Below are 19,573 nucleotides of genomic sequence, written 5' to 3'. Positions count from 1 at the left end.
GGCGTACCATTGCAGGAGATAGGTGCACCATGGGCACCAGCTTAAAACGGCGGAAATATCAGCGCTGAGCCGTGATTGGCTCTTAGGGTGGCGAGTGTCCAAGCTGCGGATCCGCGGCAGTAACTGCAACTTCCGCTTGAATTCGACGCCCTGGGGTGGTTGGCAGGTTCTCTGAACCTTCACGCTCCAGAGCACGATATAAACAGAATTCACTCCAAAGAACCGAGCTGCACCAATGCTGGATGCTTGTTCGATTGTGGTGCGGCCGCATCCCTCAAGACCTTGAACACGCGCTGTTCGATCGGGGAGGACGTGACGAAATCGGCATAGGCGCGCTCGAGCGTGGCCTTGCAACGCGAGGCGATGTCAGGATCGGATGCACCGGTAAACTCCTCGCCCGCGAGATATTCACCCATGCGACGCAGAACATGAAGCCGCGCCACGTCGATGATTTTCGCATCGTACTCGACGCCGAGCAGTGCAAAAAACTCCTCTGCCGCGGAGGCCTTGTTCAATTGCGAAAGGATCCCGTCCGTCGTCATTCTCAACCTCCATCTAGATCCGCGACCAGAACCGTCCTGGCCCGAATGTTCCAACCTGATCGCGCGAAGCGCATGTCTGACCACCTGATCGCCCTCCGTTGAGGAGCGAGCTCTCATGAATGTCGCGCCAGATCGCCACCACCGTTTCCTCGGAAACCGGGCCTTTGTGCTCGACGGCATGCTTACGGACGCGCGCAAGAATGGTTTGGGTTTGGTCGGCGATGACCGAAAGCTGCAACTCGGACCACAGCGAAGTGATAGCGGCAAGCTCTGAATGCTCGCCGATCACAATCGGTGGGAGCGGCCGAGCAACCTCGGGTCCCGCGCTTGGTAGGTGGCCCGGTCTTGACGTGGATGGCGGATTCATGGGGCAAGACATGCTCGCCACAAATCGCTTGTTGAGCGGAATGGTGGGGCACGCTGCGGCCGCAGCGGCGGCCGCGACTTTTTCCAGCTCGCAGAGCAGCACGCCGGTATCATGCCCGTAGAGCTGGCTGAGTGCGACGGCAACTTCCTCCAGCGGCACATTGCCGGCTCGCTCGCCCAATCCAATAAGCGTCACAGAGTCGTGCGTCGCACCGGCCTTGATCGCCGCCAGCGTATGAGCCGTCGCGAGCGCAAGATCGTCTTGGTCGTGGAATTCGAACTCGAGATCGGTGCTGGCGCGCAGTGAGGCCATGAGCGCAAAGGACGCGTCAGGATTGAGCACGCTCAGCGTATCTGCGAGACGAACGCGCCGCGCGCTGGCCGCTTTGGCGCTTGCGATCAGGTCGATCAGGTCGATCAGGTCGATCAGGTCGATCAGGAAGTTGACATCAGCACGCGAGGAGTCTTCGCCACCTAGCGCGACACCCAGTCCCTTGTCGCGAGCGTGGGCCACGACACGCTTCACCCGCTCCAGCACGGCCAAACGGCGCCACCGAGCTTCGCCGCAATCTGCGCGTCCGACGATGGAATCGATAGGATTACCATCGAAACACCGGCCTCGATCTCCGCATCCACATCCGCGGGGTTTTATCTGGCACCAGCCGATGATCGTGGCCGCAAGGCCAGCTTCGGCGACCGCTCGGATCGCGGCAATCTCTTCCTGACCCATCGCCGGCGTGCCGGCCTCGATCTCCGTGACTCCCGCCGCGGCCAGCGACACGCGCGATCGAGACATTTTCCGGTGTCGCGAAGGCCACGCCCGGTGTCTGTTGTCGCGCAAGGTGGTGTCATTACGGACTATGGACCTCGACTGATCTTTGTCGGGCGCGGTGATTGCGGCAGCGAACGCCATCAGCGGCTCCGTAGGTTTATTCCGGAAGCTGTTCAGCAACTGCTGTGCCAACCCGCTCGAGTTCCCGAGAACCTGTGAATGACGTCGCATTTCAGATTTGTCGGGTGTGTCGCAAATCCGACAGGGTGGAACCGGCGGAGCGCCAGCTTCGCTGCGCTTGCGACCGAGCTGGAGGCAAGCGCCGAGCTTGAAAGCTTGGCAGCCGGGCAACGGTTCGGGCCTGACCTCAAGCTGCAACAGTTCGGGGAAGGCGCGTGCATCCCGGCGCTGATCGAAGAAGATTCTTGAGCCATCGCATCGTCCAACCACAAGTCGGCGTTCGTAAAAAGTCAGCGGGGCGCGATCGAGAGGGCGGATGTTGGCCTCGATCGCGTCAACATAGAACATATTGGCGGTAAATGTGACGGTCGCATCCACCAGTTATCAAGCCCGTTGATCAGGCCCCGCCGCGTCCTGCTTAGGCTGCCTGCGCGAAGTTGTTTACCCGGTGTCTTTTCAAACCCTCAGTCCGGTCATGTGACCGTTGGCCGAAAGCTGGTCCGATACACCGGGACTCGCGCCGAGGAGCGGGCATCCAATATGAGCTCAGCCCTGCGAACTTCGGATGGCTTGGACGGAGTCATCGAGACGACGCAGATGATCCCGCCGGCGTCCGGCCATCCGGCTCTCCCCGCTCTCCTCGCCGAAGCAAAGATCAAAATCATTGCATTCCGTGCAGACCGGCGTGGTACACATCACCAGACCGTCATCTTCGCATAGCGTGCGATAGAAGAAGCGCTTCCACCGCATGTTCTTGGTGTTGCGAGCCGCCAGCGGCCCGAAATGGCGCATCAGGAGGCGGGACAATTCGTCCCGCTCCCGCAGACCGAGATCTTCCCACAGGTGATTAGGCTCCATGGCGCGCCGCGCGATCATCGTCGCGAGCCAGCCGCCGACCTCTCCATGAGTGGAACGTTGCGCAAGCAGGAGGTCTCGCACCATAATCGTCTCGTCAGGAGCCGGTAACGCGGACTGTTCGCGCCAGGTACAACTCCTGATCGGCGTCGATGGAAAGCATTGCACCAACAGCGCATCGAGCTCCTGGTTAGTCAAGCCGGCCCGTTCGGGAAGTTGGCCGCCATCCATAGCGGATGCGGCGAGAACGCAAGCGAGCACATGGCGATCGAAATCGTTATCGTCGCTGATGTCGACTTCTGTTGGATGGCGCCCGGTCAGAAGCCCGTAGAGCTCACTCGCATCGCGCTGCTCGGCGACGTGAGCTGCTGATACAGGAGATGACACCGTATTGGCAAATTCGCTTTGTATGCCAATCATGAAGGTCCCGCAGCTTCTGAGTGGACGATGTCGGCCTTCCCCGGTCGAGAAGGCCGACAAGATGAACTATGCCGAAACAGCGGCGAGCTCGGCGGCGGTCTTGCCGACCAGGCTCTCGTCGACAGGCTTGATGATGCCGTGCTCCATGAGCATATCCTCGAGCTCGTCCATACTGATTGGCGTCGGGATGGCGCCTTGTCCCGCATTATTGTGGATCTTGGTCGCGAGATTGCGATAGTGATCCGCCTGCTTGGACTCTGGCGCGTATTCCAGCACAGTCATGCGGCGCAGCTCCGCGTGCTGCACGACATTGTCTCGTGGCACGAAGTAGATCAGCCGGCTGCCGAGCTTCTTGGCAAGAGCATCTGCCAGCTCCAGCTCCTTGTCGGTCTGGCGCTCGTTGCAGATCAGGCCGCCGAGGCGCACGCCGCCGGAATTCGCATACTTCAGAATACCCTTGGAGATGTTGTTGGCGGCATACATGGCCATCATCTCGCCGGACATCACGATGTAGATTTCCTGTGCCTTATTCTCGCGGATAGGCATCGCGAAGCCGCCGCAGACGACGTCGCCCAGCACGTCGTAAGAGACGTAGTCGATGTCCTCATAGGCGCCATTCTCCTCCAGAAAGTTGATCGAGGTGATCACGCCTCTTCCGGCGCACCCGACCCCCGGCTCTGGACCGCCGGACTCGACACATCGAATGTCCTTGTAGCCGAGCTTGATGACGTCCTCAATTTCGAGGTCCTCAACGCTGCCGGCAGTCGCCGCCAGACTCAGAATGGTGTCCTGCGCTTTGGCGTGCAGGATGAGGCGAGTCGAGTCCGCTTTGGGATCACAGCCGACGATGAGAATCCTTTGGCCCAGCTCAGCAAGAGCCGCCAGCGTATTTTGCGACGTTGTCGATTTGCCGATGCCACCCTTGCCATAAAACGCGATTTGTCTCAGCGAAGACATGTTGCTCTCCATCAACCGATTGCCAATTTTGCGCGCCGAACGCGCGAGGCTGTTTCTCTCTCAGAAACGTGGGCACACGGGTTTCGGGAAGGAGGCCATCGCTCGCCATCGGCGTCGGCGTGCCCTCAGCCCGTCACTCCTTGTTGCTGCATTCAGTTAGCAACTGGCGTGCCATTCGTTCGCACGCGCGTTAAGCATCTGATTAGGCTTGACTAATAGCGCGGCGCCCGAGACCGGAAGCTGTGGTGGACCCGACAGCGGCAAGGGCTCTGACAGAAAACCGACAAAGCGGGGCGCGTGGATTCCCCTGCGAGAGGCGGGCGAAGGAGCGCGCAACGGGGAATGCCGGGCCGAGTCAATTGAGGAGACCACACGGTGCAGATAGGGACACCGCCATCATCAAAGGCGAATGTTCCACGACCGGCATGATGGGACTTGCCATCAGAGGGGTGGCATATCGCTTGCTTTGCCAGTCGCGGAACGCTGTTTCCGTGTGACGCGATGCTGTGAGGACAATATGCCTGGAATTGGAAGTAAGTTGCCGCCGTTCGACATCACAGGCGTGAAGCCCGGCTTTCACCTGCCAGAGGAGAACGGGCAGAGCGCCTTCGAGACGCTGACTGAGAGGAGTTTCCCCGGAAAATGGAAAGTCATCTTCTTTTACCCGAAGGATTTCACATTCGTCTGCCCAACCGAAATCGCTGAGTTTGCTCGCCTGTCCAAGCATTTCGCCGATCGCGATGCAATCGTGCTTGGTGGCTCGACCGATAACGAGTTTTGCAAGCTCGCCTGGCGGCGTGAGCACAAGGATCTGCACCGTTTATCGATCTGGCAGTTTGCGGACACCAAGGGCGCACTGGTCGATGGCCTTGGAGTGCGATCGCGTGATGGCATCGCGCATCGCTACACGTTCATCGTCGATCCTGAGAACACGGTCCAGCATGTCTATGCGACAAGCCTCAATGTCGGCCGCAGCCCGACGGACACGTTACGCGTTCTGGATGCGATACAGACGGAAGAGCTCTGCCCTTGCAACCGCGAAATCGGCGGCGACACGCTTAAAATTGCCTGAGGCAACATATCGAAAGTTCAGCAAGGAGCAGCTCCCGAATTCGAAGGACGTCATATTCAATCGTTTCTGGATACAGGCGATCTTACCGCAAATGCGGCCTGCTGCTAGCGAGTGCGGCACGCAATTCAATTCTCATCGCCACCATGGAGTCTACCGCGGCCGCCGCGCTGTCCGCGCGCGGCAGTCGCGGCGGCGAAATCAACAGCCTCGATGATGACGATGAACAAGGTTCACCACCGCTCTTGCTCACCTCATAACAAATCCCGCATACAAGAGGATGCCGAGGCGGCTCCGCATGAACATACAAAATACTTGTACGCTTCTGCGCCTACTCGACGCACATCTCCTGCCGGAGTTCCTTTATGTTGTCGCCGTAGGCCGGACCGCGGCTATTCCCTTCTTTCTGCGCCTTGCCGGCCCGCAGCATCATCGGAGCGATCTGCGTCAGCCGCAGGCCGCTAATGCTGTAGGCCGACATGCCGGCACCCACGGACTCGGAAAAATCGTGCCAAGCTCCCTCTTCGGGGCAACTAGGTTCCAGTAGCCGCGCCTCGAGAAGGATGGAGGCAGAGGGAGATAGCTCAGCGCCGAATGACGTCTACCGGCCGGGATGATGATCCGCCGGCACGCTCGCGGACCGTATTTCCGGGCTCGATAAATCTATATTGACCGATGTAAGCCGCACTATGAGACGAACGAGTCGGGCTTATCAGTCCCTGATTAAAACCATGACTCGACGAGTTTTAGGCCAAGTGAGCCGGTCTATCAGGAAATCGGTCAGCTCGTTCATGGCGCGAGCTGACCCTTGGGCGCAGGGACCTGAAGCGATCGGGTGGCCTGGCGGTCGTAAGCCGCCTGGCCGTCTCGATCATTACGCCGGTCAATTTCCGAACATTGAGGCGGATATCAGCGCTGGTGACCCAAGCCAATCCCCAAGGTACGTGCTTTCTGTCTTAGAGAGCCCTCGGATCGCTTCATAAGCTTTGAAACCCTAGCTACAGGGGTGCGGGCCTTTGAGTGCGCCTTGAGCAGCTTGACGTCATCCTTACTATACTCTTTGCGCTTGGTGCTTTTTGCCACGTGTTCTCCGATTTCGCTTTGCACATCTGCCTGGAGCGTCTTGTTTTTGGCGAAGACGCAACTGCTTCCCATTACCATATCAATGGTCATCGACAACTATTCCAGCGGATTTTTCTCTTTGAGATAAGAACCGGAACTACACGCGAATTTGTCCTCTGTCATCTGGATCTTTATTCGCGTGACAAACCTGATTTTCCACGTGCACGTCAGCGCCTTCAACATGGAAGCAAGCGATAGAGATGGGACACTCGATGCGTCTTCAAAACAACAACTCGAAAAGCGCTTCTGCTTGAACGCGCCGACTTCACTCACTAGTTTGTAGTATAATATTTCCAAGCCCCAATACTATTGATGCACTAGGGTCTGTTGGGATTCATCTGGAGTTTATCGCGGCCGCGGCCAGATAGATCATTGAAGTGAAGCTCTGGTCGGTCTTGTCGGCGCGCATTGCGATGCGCTTGAATTCCTTGAGCTTGCCGAAGAAGTTCTCGATGAGATGCCGCCATTTGTACATCTCCTTGTCGATGGCGAGAGGCTGTGCACGGCGCGGATGCTGGGAGATGACGACTTTGGCGCCACGCGCTTCGAGTTCGGCGATGATGGCGTTGCTATCGAAGGCCTTATCAGCGATCAGCGCGTTGAAGGCCAATCCCTCGATGAGCGGCGGCACGCCCACCGTATCGAAACGCTGTCCCGGCAGGAGCACGAAGCGCACGAGATTGCCGAGCGCATCGGTGAGCGCCAGAATTTTGGTGGTCATGCCGCCTTTCGAGCGGCCGATCGCCTGGCTTTGCGTCCCCCTTTTGCGCCCTGACCGTGGCGGTGGACCTTGACGATGGTGGCGTCGACCATGGCGTATTCCATGTCGGGATCGTCGGAGATGGCCTCGAACAGCCGCTTCCAGACATCCGCCTTCACCCAGTCGCGAAAGCGCGTGAATGTGCTATTCCAGTGGCCGAACATCGCCGGCAGATCCCGCCAGGGACTGCCGGTTCGGGCGATCCACAGAACGGCCTCGACAAACAGTCGGTTGTCCTTGCCGCTGCGGCCCGGATCTCCTGGCTTGCCAAGACAATGCGGCTCCATCTTCGCCCATTGGGCGTCAGTCAAAACGAATCGGTCCATCCCAAGCTTGAATCACAACCAAGCCCCGATGAGAATCCTGAATCCCAACAGACCCTAGAGCGGATGGGCCGGGACAGTCGCACTGCCTCACTTGCGCGCGCATCATCAACCGGCCTTCACGGCGAGTGCACGGCGGTGGACCTAAGGGCGAGTACTCACAAAGGCACATCTTACAAAGCCTGAGCGTTATTCCTCGTCAGCAGATCGAGCACGGCTCGCTGATCCAAACTTCATCTACCGCAGTATCCTTGGTTTAATAAGCCACGTTGACGTTCCCAGGCGATTCCGTCCTCAGCGAACAGTTCTGGGAGACCATCGCCTGTCCCCGTCTTATGGACCCGATGGACGAGCGAGCGACCTGATCGTGATATTCCCGGGCCGGGCACTACGGCATGGCAAGCAACCCGCGGGCCTAGCCGTCCTGTGTGAGCTTGGCACCGGCAGGCGATTGCTTGATCGCCTTGCCAGAGCGCTTGGCCAGCACAATGCCGGCGCGCTGCGGATCATTCGTGATCTGTAACAGTGACCTTCACTGTCGAGTAGATGCAGGTCGAACTTCCAACCCGGCGGAACGGATTCTGCGTCATCTCGGACGCCTCGCAACAAATCCAGGCAAGATGTGGAGCTTTCTGCCGGAGCGTCAGGCAGGGCTCAGAGGCTGTATGAATAGCGGCGAGCGTCTACTCGATGTCCGTCAAGACGCCTTCGAGCACCATCTCCACAATCTATTGCCAGAACAAACGTTCAGGGTCGGCGTTCAGAACCGCTGTTGCCAGGCCAAGCCGTTGATGGGTTGAATGCCACTCCCAAACGCCCGTGCGGTGATCTTTGCGGAGCAGCTGCCATGCCGCCCCAGTCCTATCGTGGTGCAGCAGCGCGACCTCGACCGAGGCCGCCCTCCGCATTGATATTGCCTGAGCAGCACGGGCTCTCGACCAGATAGCCGCCAGCAACCGCTGTCACCTTTGGCGAGACATATCGGTAGTGCTCGCGCTTCTTCAGCGCGCGCACGATCCGCCACCGGTCGAGCTCGTTGGGATGCGCAGGCAATCCAGAATGATGTCGTCTGATGATTGCTGCGTTCATTGCGCGATATCCTAGACTGCAGAGATTTCTGCCTCGAGGCAGCCAACCACCAACTGCTTGCCGAAGTCGACCATATAAATGGGTAGGTTCGCTTCCGTATGGCGACCGACCTGGACGATCTGACCAATATACCCGACGCTGACCAGACACTCTTCCGCCGACGCGCCGGGAAAGGAACCGTCGTTGAGCAGATCGATCGCCGCCTTGACACGTTGGCCTGACCGGTATTTTGGCGATCTGGGTTCGATCATCGGGGTGCCGCTCCTGGCAACAACGGCTCCTCGCCTTCGTGGCTTGGCGTGACTAGATCGAGCTCCTTGCATTTCATGCCGACGCGATTGCCGGAGCCGAGGAATTCGACTCCATAAATATAAAATTGTTGCAGGAACGTGCCGATCGAGACGACATAGCCAAGCTCTCCTTTCTTGACCAGAACCTCACCGATCTCCTTGCCCACATAGGTGCCGTCGTTGCGGATGGTGCGGTTGGCCCGCACGTTGTCACCATAATCAAAGAAGGGGGCGTCCGTCAGCTCGACGATGTCACTATCACGGGCGATGTTGCTCATGCTGCCGTCCCCGCTCCATGGTTCAACTGTACCGCGCCTCGCGAGCGCCCGGGCTTACGAACCGCCCTATCATGATGCTCGATGGACCCCCTCCATTCCCGCACGGCGGCGCTTGGGGTCACGGATTGCATGAGCCTGTCGGGATCCCGGTGCAGCAACATCAATGCCCGCAGCCTAAAATCCAGATGCTCGAGATAACTATCCGTGAGCCCATGGTTGATGTTGAAGAAGCCATCGACGCGGCACGCGCGTCTGTGATCGAGCCGGGCGTGCTTGAGCCGGCCGCGAGCCGCGTGCTTCAGCGCGGGAAGCGCACAGCTGACAGAGTCGACCTGATTACCCCGGCAACCGAGGGCATTGTGGACGTCATCACTCACGGTCCCGCCCATACGCTCGAGCGTGCCGAACAATACCTTGGCGCTAGCATGGTCCGCGGGACAAAGCACCAGCAGCCTCCGACAGTTGCCGTCCTTCGCCGGGTTGCCCGAGACGCACCTGCAAGTCGGCAATAGGCGTTGAGCGGGAACAGGAAGACCCGCACGAGGTGCTCTCATGGCAGCCGAATTCCAACTTGGTGGCGCCGACCGCACCGGTGGCAGGAAATTCGTTTCCGCATCACGTGATCGGGTCCGAACGCCCTGCCGTGGCGCAGGTGTATTTCTGCACCTTCATCGAGGTGATAGGATAGCCCTGTCGCCCTGTGATGATGCTTAGCCGGCTCGATACCGTGCGACCAAGACACGGCTCGGTGAGGACGCCCTCTCTCGGATGACCAACTGAAGAAGGCCTCGGGCATGAATGTCGCCTGTTCAATGATGGCCGCACGTGACTGGATTGATATCGTGGAAGACGGGTCAGCCCTTTGTGGGTCCATCGGCGAAATTGATCCTTGACGCCCAAGACAGCGGCCTTCGGGTCGACAGGAATAGCTCGAGCGCTCCCGCCCACGTGCGCGTTGCCAGAATATGGGTCGACAACTGGCGAAAAGGTTAGCGACCAGGGAGAGCCGTCCACCCGGTCTGAGAAGGGGAAAGTCGTGGCCGGCGCCTCGTGAAGGCGGAGCATCATCCGCCCGAGTTTCTGAACGAGTGTCGTAGTGACATCCATCGTGGCCCTCAAGCAGCCTGGTGACGCGGCAGCGCCGTATCAAGCACGCATGTATTGTCAACCGGGCAAACCGCCACGCATTGGGGCTCATCAAAGTAGGCGGCGCACTCGGTGCATTTCTCAGGATCGATCAGGAAAACGCCGGCTCGCTCGGAAATAGCGAAGTTCGGGCACTGCGTTTCGCACGCCGAACAGCCCGTGCATTGCGAGGCGATGATCTTGAACGGCATTGTCTGAACCCATCCTCAGGCGGCGGAAATCAGCGCATTGCGGCGGGCCGCCGGATCGACCCGCTCAATGTGCTTGATCTTCCCCTCATTGACTTTATGGAGATAGAGTTTGAACCAGGCGATCGCCGAGCCATCAATGAACTCCCAGGCGTACTGATCGACCGGTTCGATTCCGGCCTTGATCAATTCGGCCTTCGGGCAGCCGCCGATTTTTGACACGAGCACGGCATGGCAGTCGTTAATGGCATCGATGGCGATTTCGAGCTTGCTGTCCTCGCCATCGCCGCCCTGGCAATAGGAATGAATAGGACGATGGCCAACGAATTTTGCGCCCGAAGTTGAGAGCTCGTAGATCTGGAACTCCTTGGCATGACCGAAGTGCTGGTTGATCAATCCCGAGCCCTTGGTTGCAACCGCCACCAGCACCTTGATTTCGCTGGACGCGCTGGCAAGCCCAGCAAGCTGCTCCTGCTTGGCCGCAAGCTTTGCAATGCGCGCCTTCTCGACTTTGGCCTGATACTCCTTTCGGGCCTGTTCATCATATTTGATGTCCATGGCCATGATCTTTTCCATGGTGAACTCGGCGCCGCGGTCCTCCCCGAGCAGTCCGACGGCGTCGGCGCGGCACTGGCGACAGTGACGCATCATGTTCATCTCGCTTTCGCAGCTATCCTGCAATGCTGTCACTTCCTGTGCGGTCGGGCCGCGTTGCCCGCTGAGACCGAACACGGTGCCGTGCTCGGGTGACGAAATCAGCGGCATCACGTTATGCAGGAAGGCGCCGCGCGACTTCACGGCCTTGTTAACCTCAACCAGATGCTGATCGTTAATCCCGGGAATCATCACCGAGTTGACTTTGCACAGGATGCCGCGCGCGGTGAGCATCTCCAGGCCCTGGAGCTGCCGATTGCTGAGGATGCTTGCAGCTTCAATGCCGGTGTAGCGCTTGTGGCGGTAAAAGATCCAGGGATAGATTTTTGCGCCAATATCGGGATCGATCATGTTGATCGTGATCGTCACGTGATCGACCTTAAGTCTTGCAATCGTGTCGACATGATCAGCTAGCGCCAGACCGTTGGTCGAGAGGCACAGCTTGATATCTGGCGCGAGTTTATTGACGAGCTCGAAGGTCTTGAATGTCTTGTCCGGATTCGCCAGGGGGTCGCCAGGGCCAGCAACGCCGACCACGCTCATCTGAGGGATGGCGGAAGCGACCGCCAGCACCTTCTTGGCGGCCTGCTCCGGCGTCAACTTCTCGCTGACAATGCCGGGGCGCGATTCGTTTGCGCAATCGTATTTACGATTGCAGTAATTGCACTGGATATTGCAGGCGGGTGCGACGGCGACATGCATCCGGGCATAATGATGGTGCGCCTCCTCGCTGTAGCAGGGATGGTTCTTCACCTTTTCCCAGACCTCATTTGGCACATTGCCGATGCCGGCCTGAGATCGGCACCTGGCCTTGCCGCTCCCACCGACCGTACCGCAGCTGTTGTGCTTAGCCATGACTTGCATGGTCTCGCTGATCTCGCCGCCGCCGCAGGCTACCTGGTGTTGCGCTGAAGTACTCATTTTTCCAATTCTCTTCGCAAGCCGAATCCTTCCAGCAAGCATCCCCAGAGTCGTTTCTGAAAAGCCAAGAGCAACTGGCGTGCCATACCTGCCACAAACGTATTTTGTGTTTCGCGTCAAGCAGTTAGGCACCGTCTGTTCGAATGTCCGTTTTATCAACTCATGTTCGAAAGCTGACAGAATTGCGATCACAAGAGCGCCCGGCAGCGCTATTACGAGGGCGGTACGCTGGTTCATCTATGCCCTTGGGCAAAGAGCATGGCGGCTGGTGTCGTTGAAAGTTGATCTTGTCGCCGAAATGTGACGCGTATGCAAAGCACAATCCGCAAAAGACGTTCCGGACGCTTTGAAGGACAACTTGAACCGGCGATGCTTCCTAGATGCAGACAAGAAACCCGTTACCGACCTATGTCGTGAAGATCACGCGGGCCCCTTCCTGACACTCCGGACGCATTGTCGGGCAGGTGAAGAGAAAACGCCTGGTGCCCAGGGTCCCCACGGCCACGGATTGGACCGTGCGTCCAAACGTTGGTAGGCATCTCGAGTAGGTGGTGCGGGTGTGGACACCTCAGATTCGTAAAGCTGCAGCCGCCTCGGTCGACATCGCACGAACTGCCGTCCAACAACTACACTACGTCGCTGACGTCCTCGGTATCCAGCCAGCCGATCCTGCTCTTCAGGAAACGCAGGCCCAGCACCAACAAGCCGGCCTGCTCCCTGTTGTCCTTGCCATAGCCGTGGCCGCCGGCGGCATGCTCGTATAAATAAGCCTCATAGCCCATCGCCTGCAGCTTCGCTGCCATTTTGCGCGCATGTCCGGGATGGACGCGATCGTCCCGCCGCCTGGTGGCCATCAGGATCGGTGGATAGGACTGCCCGGGTCTTGCGGCATGATAGGCAGAATAGGTCTTCAGCCACTCCCACTCCTCAGGGTTGTCGGGATCGCCATATTCGGCGAGCCAGTTCGCCCCGGCGAGCAGTTTGGTGTAGCGGCGCAGGTCGATCAGCGGGACGGTGCAGAACAGTGCGCCAAAGAGCCCAGGATATCGCGTTAGCATGTTGGTAATGAGGATGCCGCCGTTCGATCCACTCTCGGCCCCGATCCGCTTGGCCTGTGTCACGCCGCGCTTAACGAGATCGGCGGCGACGGCTGCGAAATCGTCATGCGACAATCTCTTGCCGGCCAGCCGGCCGGCGTCGTGCCAGCGCGTGCCGAACTCACCGCCGCCGCGCAAATTTGCCTGAACCGTGGTGCCGCCGCAGTCAAGCCAAAGCTTACCGAGCGCGGAATTGTAATAAGGTTTCACGGAGATTCCAAACCCGCCATATCCGCTCAGATGGACCGGCGCGTTGCCGGTCTGTCTGACCGGCCCGGTCTGTAGGTAGGGAATTCGCTCGCCGTCGATCGAGATGGCCTCGTGCCGCGTGACCACGCAGTGCTCCGCGGCAAACGTCTTCGGCGCCTGCTTCAGCACGGCGGGACTGCCCACGCCCCGCTCCAGCAGGATGAGAGACGGCGGGGTGAGCGGATCCTCGACGTGAGCCAGCAAGTCGCCATTGCTCTCGGACGGATTGCGATCGAGAGACCAGATGTCAACGACGCCAAGATCAGGAAGCCCGCCCAATTGCTCGCCGTTCCAGCGATGATCGGATGGCGTGCAGATCTCGAAGACTGGGCGGAGTTCGTCGAGAATACAAAGCACAAGCTTGCCCGCACTCCAAAAGAAGCTCTGCAGCGCACGGCGCGGGCCCGGCTCGAAGAGAATCTCGAACTGGCGGCTGCCCGCCAGGAATGCCGGCAGCGCGATGACGAGCACCGTATCCGCGGCATAGGTGTGCCCTGCCACAGACCAGGATTCGCGCGGCTTCAGGGCAAGCCAGTTGCGATGCGACCGCATCCAGATGTTACTTGGCAAATCGAGCCTCGTCTTGGCTCCCGTTTCATCGCCCAGCCAGACCACGCAATTGGAGACGTCTGTCGCATCGAGGAACCAGATCCTGGGCGGCACGACAGTGTCGTCAACACTGCAACCGACTGACACATGAGCGGCCTTGGTCTCAAAGATCACTTCCGCGTTGTCAACATGCGTACCACGCCGCCACAGCCTCACCGTGCGCGCATAGCCCGTGGTCGCGGCCATGCCGTCACCATGGGAGCTTAACAAGACCAGCGTATCAAAATCGAGCCATACGCCGCTGCCTTTGGCTTCCGGCAAGACAAAGCCGTCGTGGATGAAGAGCTTCGTGTCTGAGTCGAATTCACGCAAGGTGACGGCATCGCTTCCGCCGCGCGATAGACTCAAGATCCATCGCGAGTGATTTCCAGGCGGTGCGGCCGTAGCGTTCAGAAGCCAGTCTTTGCCTTCGCTGACCGCAAGTTGATCGAGGTCGAGCAGGATGTCCCATGATGGCTTCAGCCTGCGATACTCTTCCAGAGTGGTTCGCCGCCAGAGGCCGCGTGGATTATTGGCGTCCCTCCAGAGATTGTAGAGATACTCGCCGCGCCGGCTGACATAGGGGATATTGTCAGGTCGGTCGTAAATCGCTGTCAGCGCATCTCTGTCTCGTTCGGCTGCGGGTCCGCCAAACACCTCCAGGCTTCTGCTATTCTGCCGCTCGACGAAGTTCAGCGCCCGCGCGCCTTCTATTTGTTCCAACCACAGATAGGGATCATCGTCAGGAGCGGAGGGCGTTGGCCTTCCAGTTCGCGAGTCGTCGACGCTCCTTGTATGACGATGCGTCATTTACAACCTTAGTCTTCGCGCAATTCGACTGATTCAAGGATTTGCATCGCGACCGTTGCATCACGATTTGCGAGCTACGACTTGGCCCGGTGCGAGATCCAATCCTCTCGAAACTGCATCTTGCGGAGTTGCAGCGATTGGCCTGACGCTGTGAAGATGTGCGGAATGTAACGACCGGGCTGGCGATGTAGCACAATGGGCCCTCGCGAGGCCTCCCCGGCAACGCCATCTCGCTGGCCCAACAGTGCAGGCCTAGGCCGAGTATTGCGTTTGACACCATGCGTCGGCGCCATCTTGGGTCCCAAGGACGGTTCGACCGCTTCCGGAGTCATCGGCAGGTTCGGCTGGAACCTTCGACCACGCCAAGCCAAAGCCAGGGATTGATGTGGCCTTCCTCGCAAAGGCCGGACCGCTACGCCAAGAACAGCTTCCGCATCCGCTGGTTTGGCGAGGTTCTGTGGAGTCGCAGCATTCATCATTCGGTTGCTTCGCCGTCGCGCTTCCTGGCATTGATCGTAATTGGAAGGATGGTGTCACTCGCCATCGCGGGTAGGTCGAGCACCCACCCGTTCGCGATTCTAATCCAACCACCCCACAGCGTCTCGTGCTCACATTCGACAATCGACTCCTCAAGATCCTTCTTGGGCACATAAATCGAAAGCCCCGTCTCGGGCGAACGGCGAATCATGACCTTCATAGGAGCTCCGCAACTTGTGAGCTCTCGCCCGCGCGCTCCTGACACGCACGCCACAAGGCTCTCTGTTTGGCATTGATGTCCGCCAGGACTTGCAGGACACGATCGATCTCACCCGGCGCCGTCTCGCGCGACAGCGAGAAGCGAACCGCACCGCGCAAAAAGGCCGGTGGTACTCTCATCGCGCGCAGGACATGGGACGGCTCCATCGAACCGGACGCGCAGGCTGAACCGAGCGAGGCGGCAATTCCGTTGCGGTTCAGGTGGTCGACGATGGCCTCTGCTTCGAGATGCTCGAATGCGATGTTGGACGTATTTGGCAAGCGGTTCTTGATATCACCAAGCACGATGCAACAGCCGAGAGCGAGTATGCCTTGCTCCAGCCGGTCGCGAAGCATGCCAATCTGCGTCTGCTCTTGTATGAGGTGTGCCGCAGCGAGTTCCGCCGCCTTGCCCAGCCCAATAATGCCCGGAACGTTTTGGGTGCCAGCGCGGCGATGCCGCTCCTGTGCGCCGCCGAAGATCAGCGGTCGGAACCTGGTGTCCTTGCGCACATACAGCGCGCCGATCCCCTTCGGACCATGGAGCTTATGGCCGGAGAGCGACAGCATGTCGACGTCCGTAGTCTTCAGGTCAATCGGAATCCGCCCGACCGCCTGGACCGCATCGGTGTGAAAGAGCGCGCCGACTGAGCGCGCCATCTTGGCCAGGGATTTCACCGGAAAGATCGTACCGGTCTCATTATTGGCCCACATGACCGAGGCGATTGACGTCCGCCTCGACAATGCGTTGCGATAAGCCTCGATGTTCAATCGGCCGCTTGCATCGACCGGAATGACATGGGTCTTGATTCCGCGTCGGCCCAGCTCCTCGGCAAGGGACAGCACGGCTGGATGCTCAACGGCCGTAGTGACGATCTCGTCGCGTCCCTCCTGCACGGCGAGCGCGGACAGGATCGCGGTGTTGTCGGATTCAGTCGCGCCCGAGGTGAAGACGATCTCGTGATCGAATGCCGCGCCAACGAGAGCCTGCAGCTTCCGGCGCGCTTGTTTCAATGCGGGCGCAACCTCAATGCCGAATGCATGCCCGGACGACGCATTGCCGAATTGCCCAGAGAAGAACGGCAGCATTGACGCGACTACCGATGGATGTGCACGGGTCGTCGCGTTGTTATCCAGGTAGATCGGCTGCATGGACTGTCCGCTCTGCACTTAAGGCCCCTCTTTGGCAGCTGCGGGGAGCGGGATCAGGCGGACGAACTCGCCGAGCCGCTCGATCAGGCGCGCCTGAATGGCCGCGAGCGTCGTTCCCGCAAGCTTGCATAACATGCAGGCGCCGGTGAGCCTGACCATGATCTTGTTGCCTTCGATTCCGACGAGCTCACAATCCCCACGATCACGCCTGAGGCTTGGCCGAATCTCATCGAGCACGGCACGGACAATCCGCGCGCGATCGGAAGCCTCTGCACTCGAAGACTGATTCGTTCGTTCAGCCTTCAGGCCCATGTTCGATGCTCCTTCCATTGCGAATGGTCCGAAGGCGGCTCAGCTGAACGATTTGCCGCAGGAGCAGCTCGATTTGGCATTTGGGTTATCGAAGCGGAACCCTGATCCTTCGAGCGACACCACGAAATCGATCGTGGTGCCGTTGAGATGCGCCCGGCTCGCCTTGTCGACGAAGACTTTGATCCCGTCTTGCTCAAACACGGGCTCATCGGAGACCGGCTCATGAGCAAGACCCATTTTGTACGTGAACCCTTGGCAACCGCCGCCTTCGACCATGACCCGCAAACCGCTTGCAGGCTGGGCCGTCGAGGAGATTGCGGCCTTCAGTGCGTTGATGGCGCTGTCCGTTAGGCTGATCATTTCTGGCTCGCTCTCAGTATCTGTCGGAGGCACAATTCGCAAATCCCATGCCAATCGAGATGCAGCTGAAATCCATTGGTTTTGAAGGCGGCGACCATTCGATTTGCGACCTGTCTGGTTTGCGACAGGCGGCTTTCGGGCGTCCCGCCCTTATCCGGCCGAGACCTCGTGATGGTGCCAGCACGTATTATCCCTGCACATTGCGCCAATCCGCCGCTTACCGTGTGCGTCGCTGCAGACATGGGCGCACGGCAAACAACTTGCATAAGGTCAGCGGACACGCCGCATTGGCGATGCATGTACACGACAGATTGATGAGGAGCCTTCCATGACGTCCATCGACAACACCGCTCTTGGCCAGTTGGACAAGGAGGGGCGGTTGCTGAATGCGGTGCTTAAGACCGAGACAACGAAGCCGGGGCGATTTGGATTTCGGGGCGACATCGCGCTGAAGTTCCAAGCCCAGCTCGCCGACGAAAAACGACCGCCGGACTATTCCATTGAACAAGTTCTTGCAATCGCGCAGGAAGGCGAACCGACCATCCCAGTCCTTGCCGGATATCTGCATTCGTTCGCGTATCTACCTCAGGCCGCAAAGGTTCTGGATGGCAGGCTGAGCCCCAAAGGCAGCTATTTCATTTTCTGCAACAACATTGATCTGCTCGCGAAGTACCGCACCAAGATAGGCGACATCACCTTCCGCATTCTGCCTTGCGACGAATCAACTGTGTGGAAGGAGATGATGGACCTCGCCGGCGTCGACAAGAATGACATCAAGAAGCTCGGTACGGCCGGTAGGCTCGACTACCTGCTCGACGCGGCCAAGGACATCGGTGGATCATACACGGAAGTTTCATACGAGTACGGACTGGCCAAAATGGAGCCGGTGAAAAACAGACGCGAAAACCGCCCCGTCTGAGGCAGACCTCTCTCTCTCGCCAGCTCGACGACTATGCCGCGGAGAGAGTCACTGCGCCCGCTTCACCGGGACTGGCTCTGACAAAACCCTGGTGATGGACTACCGGCCTCCCTTTCGGGAGATCACACGGCACTCTGCTACTCGTGTGTCGGCCAAGAGCACTGTCGTCAACTGCACTGAGGGCCGGCTGGCCACGACCGTCCGCCTGACTGCATCCATGGGGATCCGGACAATCCAATGCTGATCGGATGATGGTCGCGGTCACATTTCAGAGGGCGGATCGCCGATGTATGGTTCGGCTTTGGCGCTGTGCTCCAGGCCTTTGCCAGCCTGCGTAGCGCAGAGATGTCGCGCGTTCGATGCTCGCCAGCCGAAATTATCGGCGAGCTGCGCCCATGAATGATGGAGACCGAGGGGGACTAAGTAACGCGCACGTTTGCATCGTTCCAGAGAACCCAGGGAGCCAGTGTCAAGCGGTTTGCCTCGTACATGCAATTCCGCAGAGCCGTAAAATGCGACAGCGGGGTGCCGGTTGGTCGAGCCAGGCCAAGCGATAGCTGAGCAGACTTGGCCGCACGTCTTCAATGTTGTGAGAACGAAGCGAAGCTATGCAGCATGCCGCAACTGAATCTGTCCTGGGAAGTTGCTCCAGGTCGCGGATCGCGCGGCCGACCCGCCCATGCCACGACGCCACTTCACAGTTCTGACGTCCCTGCCGATGGCTGGAAGCACTCAAAAGGGCCCGATGCGATCGGCGATCTGCTGTATGGGCTGGATCTCCATGGCAATATGAAACCAGTCGATGATGTGGGTCGTTGGTTTCGGCATGGCGCGGGGCAGCCGCTTTAAGATTTCGGCCCCGTCCGAGATCACCGTCACATCCCCAAAGCCGCCATATCCGACTTCCTAGAGCGGGCGAAGAGCACGATCGCGGATTGCCTGATGGTCGGTGCTGCCGGTTAAGAAATAGCGACCGCCCCTTTCTCCCCGTCCCCCGCGGGCGCATCTGGCCGCGACGAGCTCGAAAATTCGCGCCGAATGTTGATCAGCGCTACGAACGTACGCCGCATCGATGCTGATGACGAACTCTTTGCGCCGAGCTCCGGGAAGCTGCATCTCAAGGTGCCATCGGTCATCCGTTTGGGACCTCGCACGCCAGTTTCCTGCATGACCTGGTCGTCGAGCCGCTTGCCGATCCTGATCGTACCTTGCGCACGATCGCATGCGTCTCAGTCGGTTCAGTGGGCAGGAATCGGCCAGCACCTTTGGCGCCTGCCGGTAGGGCAGCATGCTTCCTAGCCGCGCCATCAGTTCCATCAGCTCCGGTGTCGTTCGATCGGCCCTGGATGGCATTCCCGGCACAGCATCCATCGGGGATTGCGAACCTCAATGGTGCCGCAGACGGTTCGGATCCGGCGT

The 19,573-nt window shown here is 59.2% G+C and carries 19 protein-coding genes and 1 pseudogene; 2 read left to right on the top strand and 18 right to left on the bottom strand.

Features of this window, described 5'->3' with window-relative positions:
- Positions 1-209: 209 nt before the first annotated feature.
- The 4 genes from nifW to nifH all read right to left on the bottom strand — a co-directional run bounded on the left by nifW (position 210) and on the right by nifH (position 4,092).
- Positions 210-542: a nitrogenase stabilizing/protective protein NifW gene (gene nifW, locus IVB24_RS07930; protein WP_247341877.1), complete on the bottom strand. Its 333-nt coding sequence runs from the start codon at positions 540-542 to the stop codon at positions 210-212.
- Positions 543-555: 13 nt separating this feature from the next.
- Positions 556-2,238 (bottom strand): hypothetical protein, encoded by a 1,683-nt coding sequence (locus tag IVB24_RS07925; RefSeq protein ID WP_247341874.1) that lies wholly within the window; start codon positions 2,236-2,238, stop codon positions 556-558.
- Positions 2,239-2,406: 168 nt separating this feature from the next.
- A complete protein-coding gene (locus tag IVB24_RS07920; protein ID WP_247341870.1) occupies positions 2,407-3,135 on the bottom strand; it encodes a nitrogen fixation protein NifQ in 729 nt (242 codons plus the stop codon).
- A 66-nt stretch (positions 3,136-3,201) separates the two neighbouring features.
- Positions 3,202-4,092, bottom strand: coding sequence for a nitrogenase iron protein (nifH, locus tag IVB24_RS07915; protein WP_247341867.1), 891 nt, complete (start codon positions 4,090-4,092; stop codon positions 3,202-3,204).
- Positions 4,093-4,609: 517 nt separating this feature from the next.
- Here nifH and IVB24_RS07910 point away from each other — a divergent pair.
- Positions 4,610-5,164, top strand: coding sequence for a peroxiredoxin (locus tag IVB24_RS07910; protein WP_247341865.1), 555 nt, complete (start codon positions 4,610-4,612; stop codon positions 5,162-5,164).
- Positions 5,165-5,492: 328 nt separating this feature from the next.
- Here IVB24_RS07910 and IVB24_RS07905 read toward each other — a convergent pair whose 3' ends face one another.
- The 13 genes and pseudogenes from IVB24_RS07905 to IVB24_RS07845 all read right to left on the bottom strand — a co-directional run bounded on the left by IVB24_RS07905 (position 5,493) and on the right by IVB24_RS07845 (position 17,235).
- Positions 5,493-5,642, bottom strand: coding sequence for a hypothetical protein (locus tag IVB24_RS07905; RefSeq protein WP_247299031.1), 150 nt, complete (start codon positions 5,640-5,642; stop codon positions 5,493-5,495).
- A 428-nt stretch (positions 5,643-6,070) separates the two neighbouring features.
- A complete protein-coding gene (locus tag IVB24_RS07900) occupies positions 6,071-6,334 on the bottom strand; it encodes a hypothetical protein (protein ID WP_247341862.1) in 264 nt (87 codons plus the stop codon).
- A 283-nt stretch (positions 6,335-6,617) separates the two neighbouring features.
- A protein-coding gene (locus tag IVB24_RS07895; RefSeq protein WP_247772603.1) for an IS5 family transposase occupies positions 6,618-7,369 on the bottom strand; the annotation gives its coding sequence in 2 pieces (ribosomal slippage) (positions 6,618-7,039 and positions 7,039-7,369; 753 coding nt in all).
- 725 nt (positions 7,370-8,094) lie between these two features.
- Positions 8,095-8,455: pseudogene (locus tag IVB24_RS07890) on the bottom strand (hypothetical protein).
- An 11-nt stretch (positions 8,456-8,466) separates the two neighbouring features.
- A complete protein-coding gene (locus tag IVB24_RS07885; protein WP_247347531.1) occupies positions 8,467-8,706 on the bottom strand; it encodes a nitrogen fixation protein NifZ in 240 nt (79 codons plus the stop codon).
- The gene (locus tag IVB24_RS07880; protein WP_247347529.1) at positions 8,703-9,023 is read right to left on the bottom strand and encodes a nitrogen fixation protein NifZ; all 321 of its coding nucleotides are present in this window, start codon (positions 9,021-9,023) and stop codon (positions 8,703-8,705) included. Before IVB24_RS07880 ends, IVB24_RS07885 begins: the two co-directional genes overlap by 4 nt.
- Positions 9,024-10,138: 1,115 nt before the next feature.
- A complete protein-coding gene (locus IVB24_RS07875; RefSeq protein WP_247299039.1) occupies positions 10,139-10,360 on the bottom strand; it encodes a 4Fe-4S binding protein in 222 nt (73 codons plus the stop codon).
- Positions 10,361-10,375: 15 nt separating this feature from the next.
- Positions 10,376-11,932 carry a nitrogenase cofactor biosynthesis protein NifB gene (gene nifB / locus IVB24_RS07870; RefSeq protein ID WP_247299144.1) on the bottom strand — a complete coding sequence of 519 codons (1,557 nt, stop codon included), beginning with the start codon at positions 11,930-11,932 and terminating at the stop codon, positions 10,376-10,378.
- 626 nt (positions 11,933-12,558) lie between these two features.
- A complete protein-coding gene (locus IVB24_RS07865) occupies positions 12,559-14,676 on the bottom strand; it encodes a prolyl oligopeptidase family serine peptidase (protein WP_247772602.1) in 2,118 nt (705 codons plus the stop codon).
- A 475-nt stretch (positions 14,677-15,151) separates the two neighbouring features.
- Positions 15,152-15,373 (bottom strand): putative nitrogen fixation protein NifT, encoded by a 222-nt coding sequence (gene nifT, locus IVB24_RS07860; RefSeq protein WP_247336471.1) that lies wholly within the window; start codon positions 15,371-15,373, stop codon positions 15,152-15,154.
- Positions 15,370-16,563: a cysteine desulfurase NifS gene (gene nifS / locus IVB24_RS07855; RefSeq protein ID WP_247347524.1), complete on the bottom strand. Its 1,194-nt coding sequence runs from the start codon at positions 16,561-16,563 to the stop codon at positions 15,370-15,372. Before nifS ends, nifT begins: the two co-directional genes overlap by 4 nt.
- Positions 16,564-16,581: 18 nt before the next feature.
- A complete protein-coding gene (locus IVB24_RS07850; protein WP_247406768.1) occupies positions 16,582-16,875 on the bottom strand; it encodes a NifU family protein in 294 nt (97 codons plus the stop codon).
- Positions 16,876-16,914: 39 nt separating this feature from the next.
- Positions 16,915-17,235 (bottom strand): iron-sulfur cluster assembly accessory protein, encoded by a 321-nt coding sequence (locus IVB24_RS07845; RefSeq protein WP_018457691.1) that lies wholly within the window; start codon positions 17,233-17,235, stop codon positions 16,915-16,917.
- Between the two features lie 328 nt (positions 17,236-17,563).
- On the opposite strand from IVB24_RS07845, the gene IVB24_RS07840 reads away from it, so the two are divergent.
- A complete protein-coding gene (locus IVB24_RS07840; RefSeq protein WP_247347515.1) occupies positions 17,564-18,154 on the top strand; it encodes a hypothetical protein in 591 nt (196 codons plus the stop codon).
- A gap of 732 nt (positions 18,155-18,886) precedes the next feature.
- Here IVB24_RS07840 and IVB24_RS07835 read toward each other — a convergent pair.
- Positions 18,887-19,033 carry a hypothetical protein gene (locus IVB24_RS07835; RefSeq protein WP_247347514.1) on the bottom strand — a complete coding sequence of 49 codons (147 nt, stop codon included), beginning with the start codon at positions 19,031-19,033 and terminating at the stop codon, positions 18,887-18,889.
- Positions 19,034-19,573: the final 540 nt, after the last annotated feature.

The sequence above is a fragment of the Bradyrhizobium sp. 192 genome (genome assembly GCF_023100965.1).
GTDB lineage: Bacteria > Pseudomonadota > Alphaproteobacteria > Rhizobiales > Xanthobacteraceae > Bradyrhizobium > Bradyrhizobium symbiodeficiens.
Note: the sequence above shows the minus strand (reverse complement) of the source record. Positions and strands in the feature narration are given on the sequence as shown.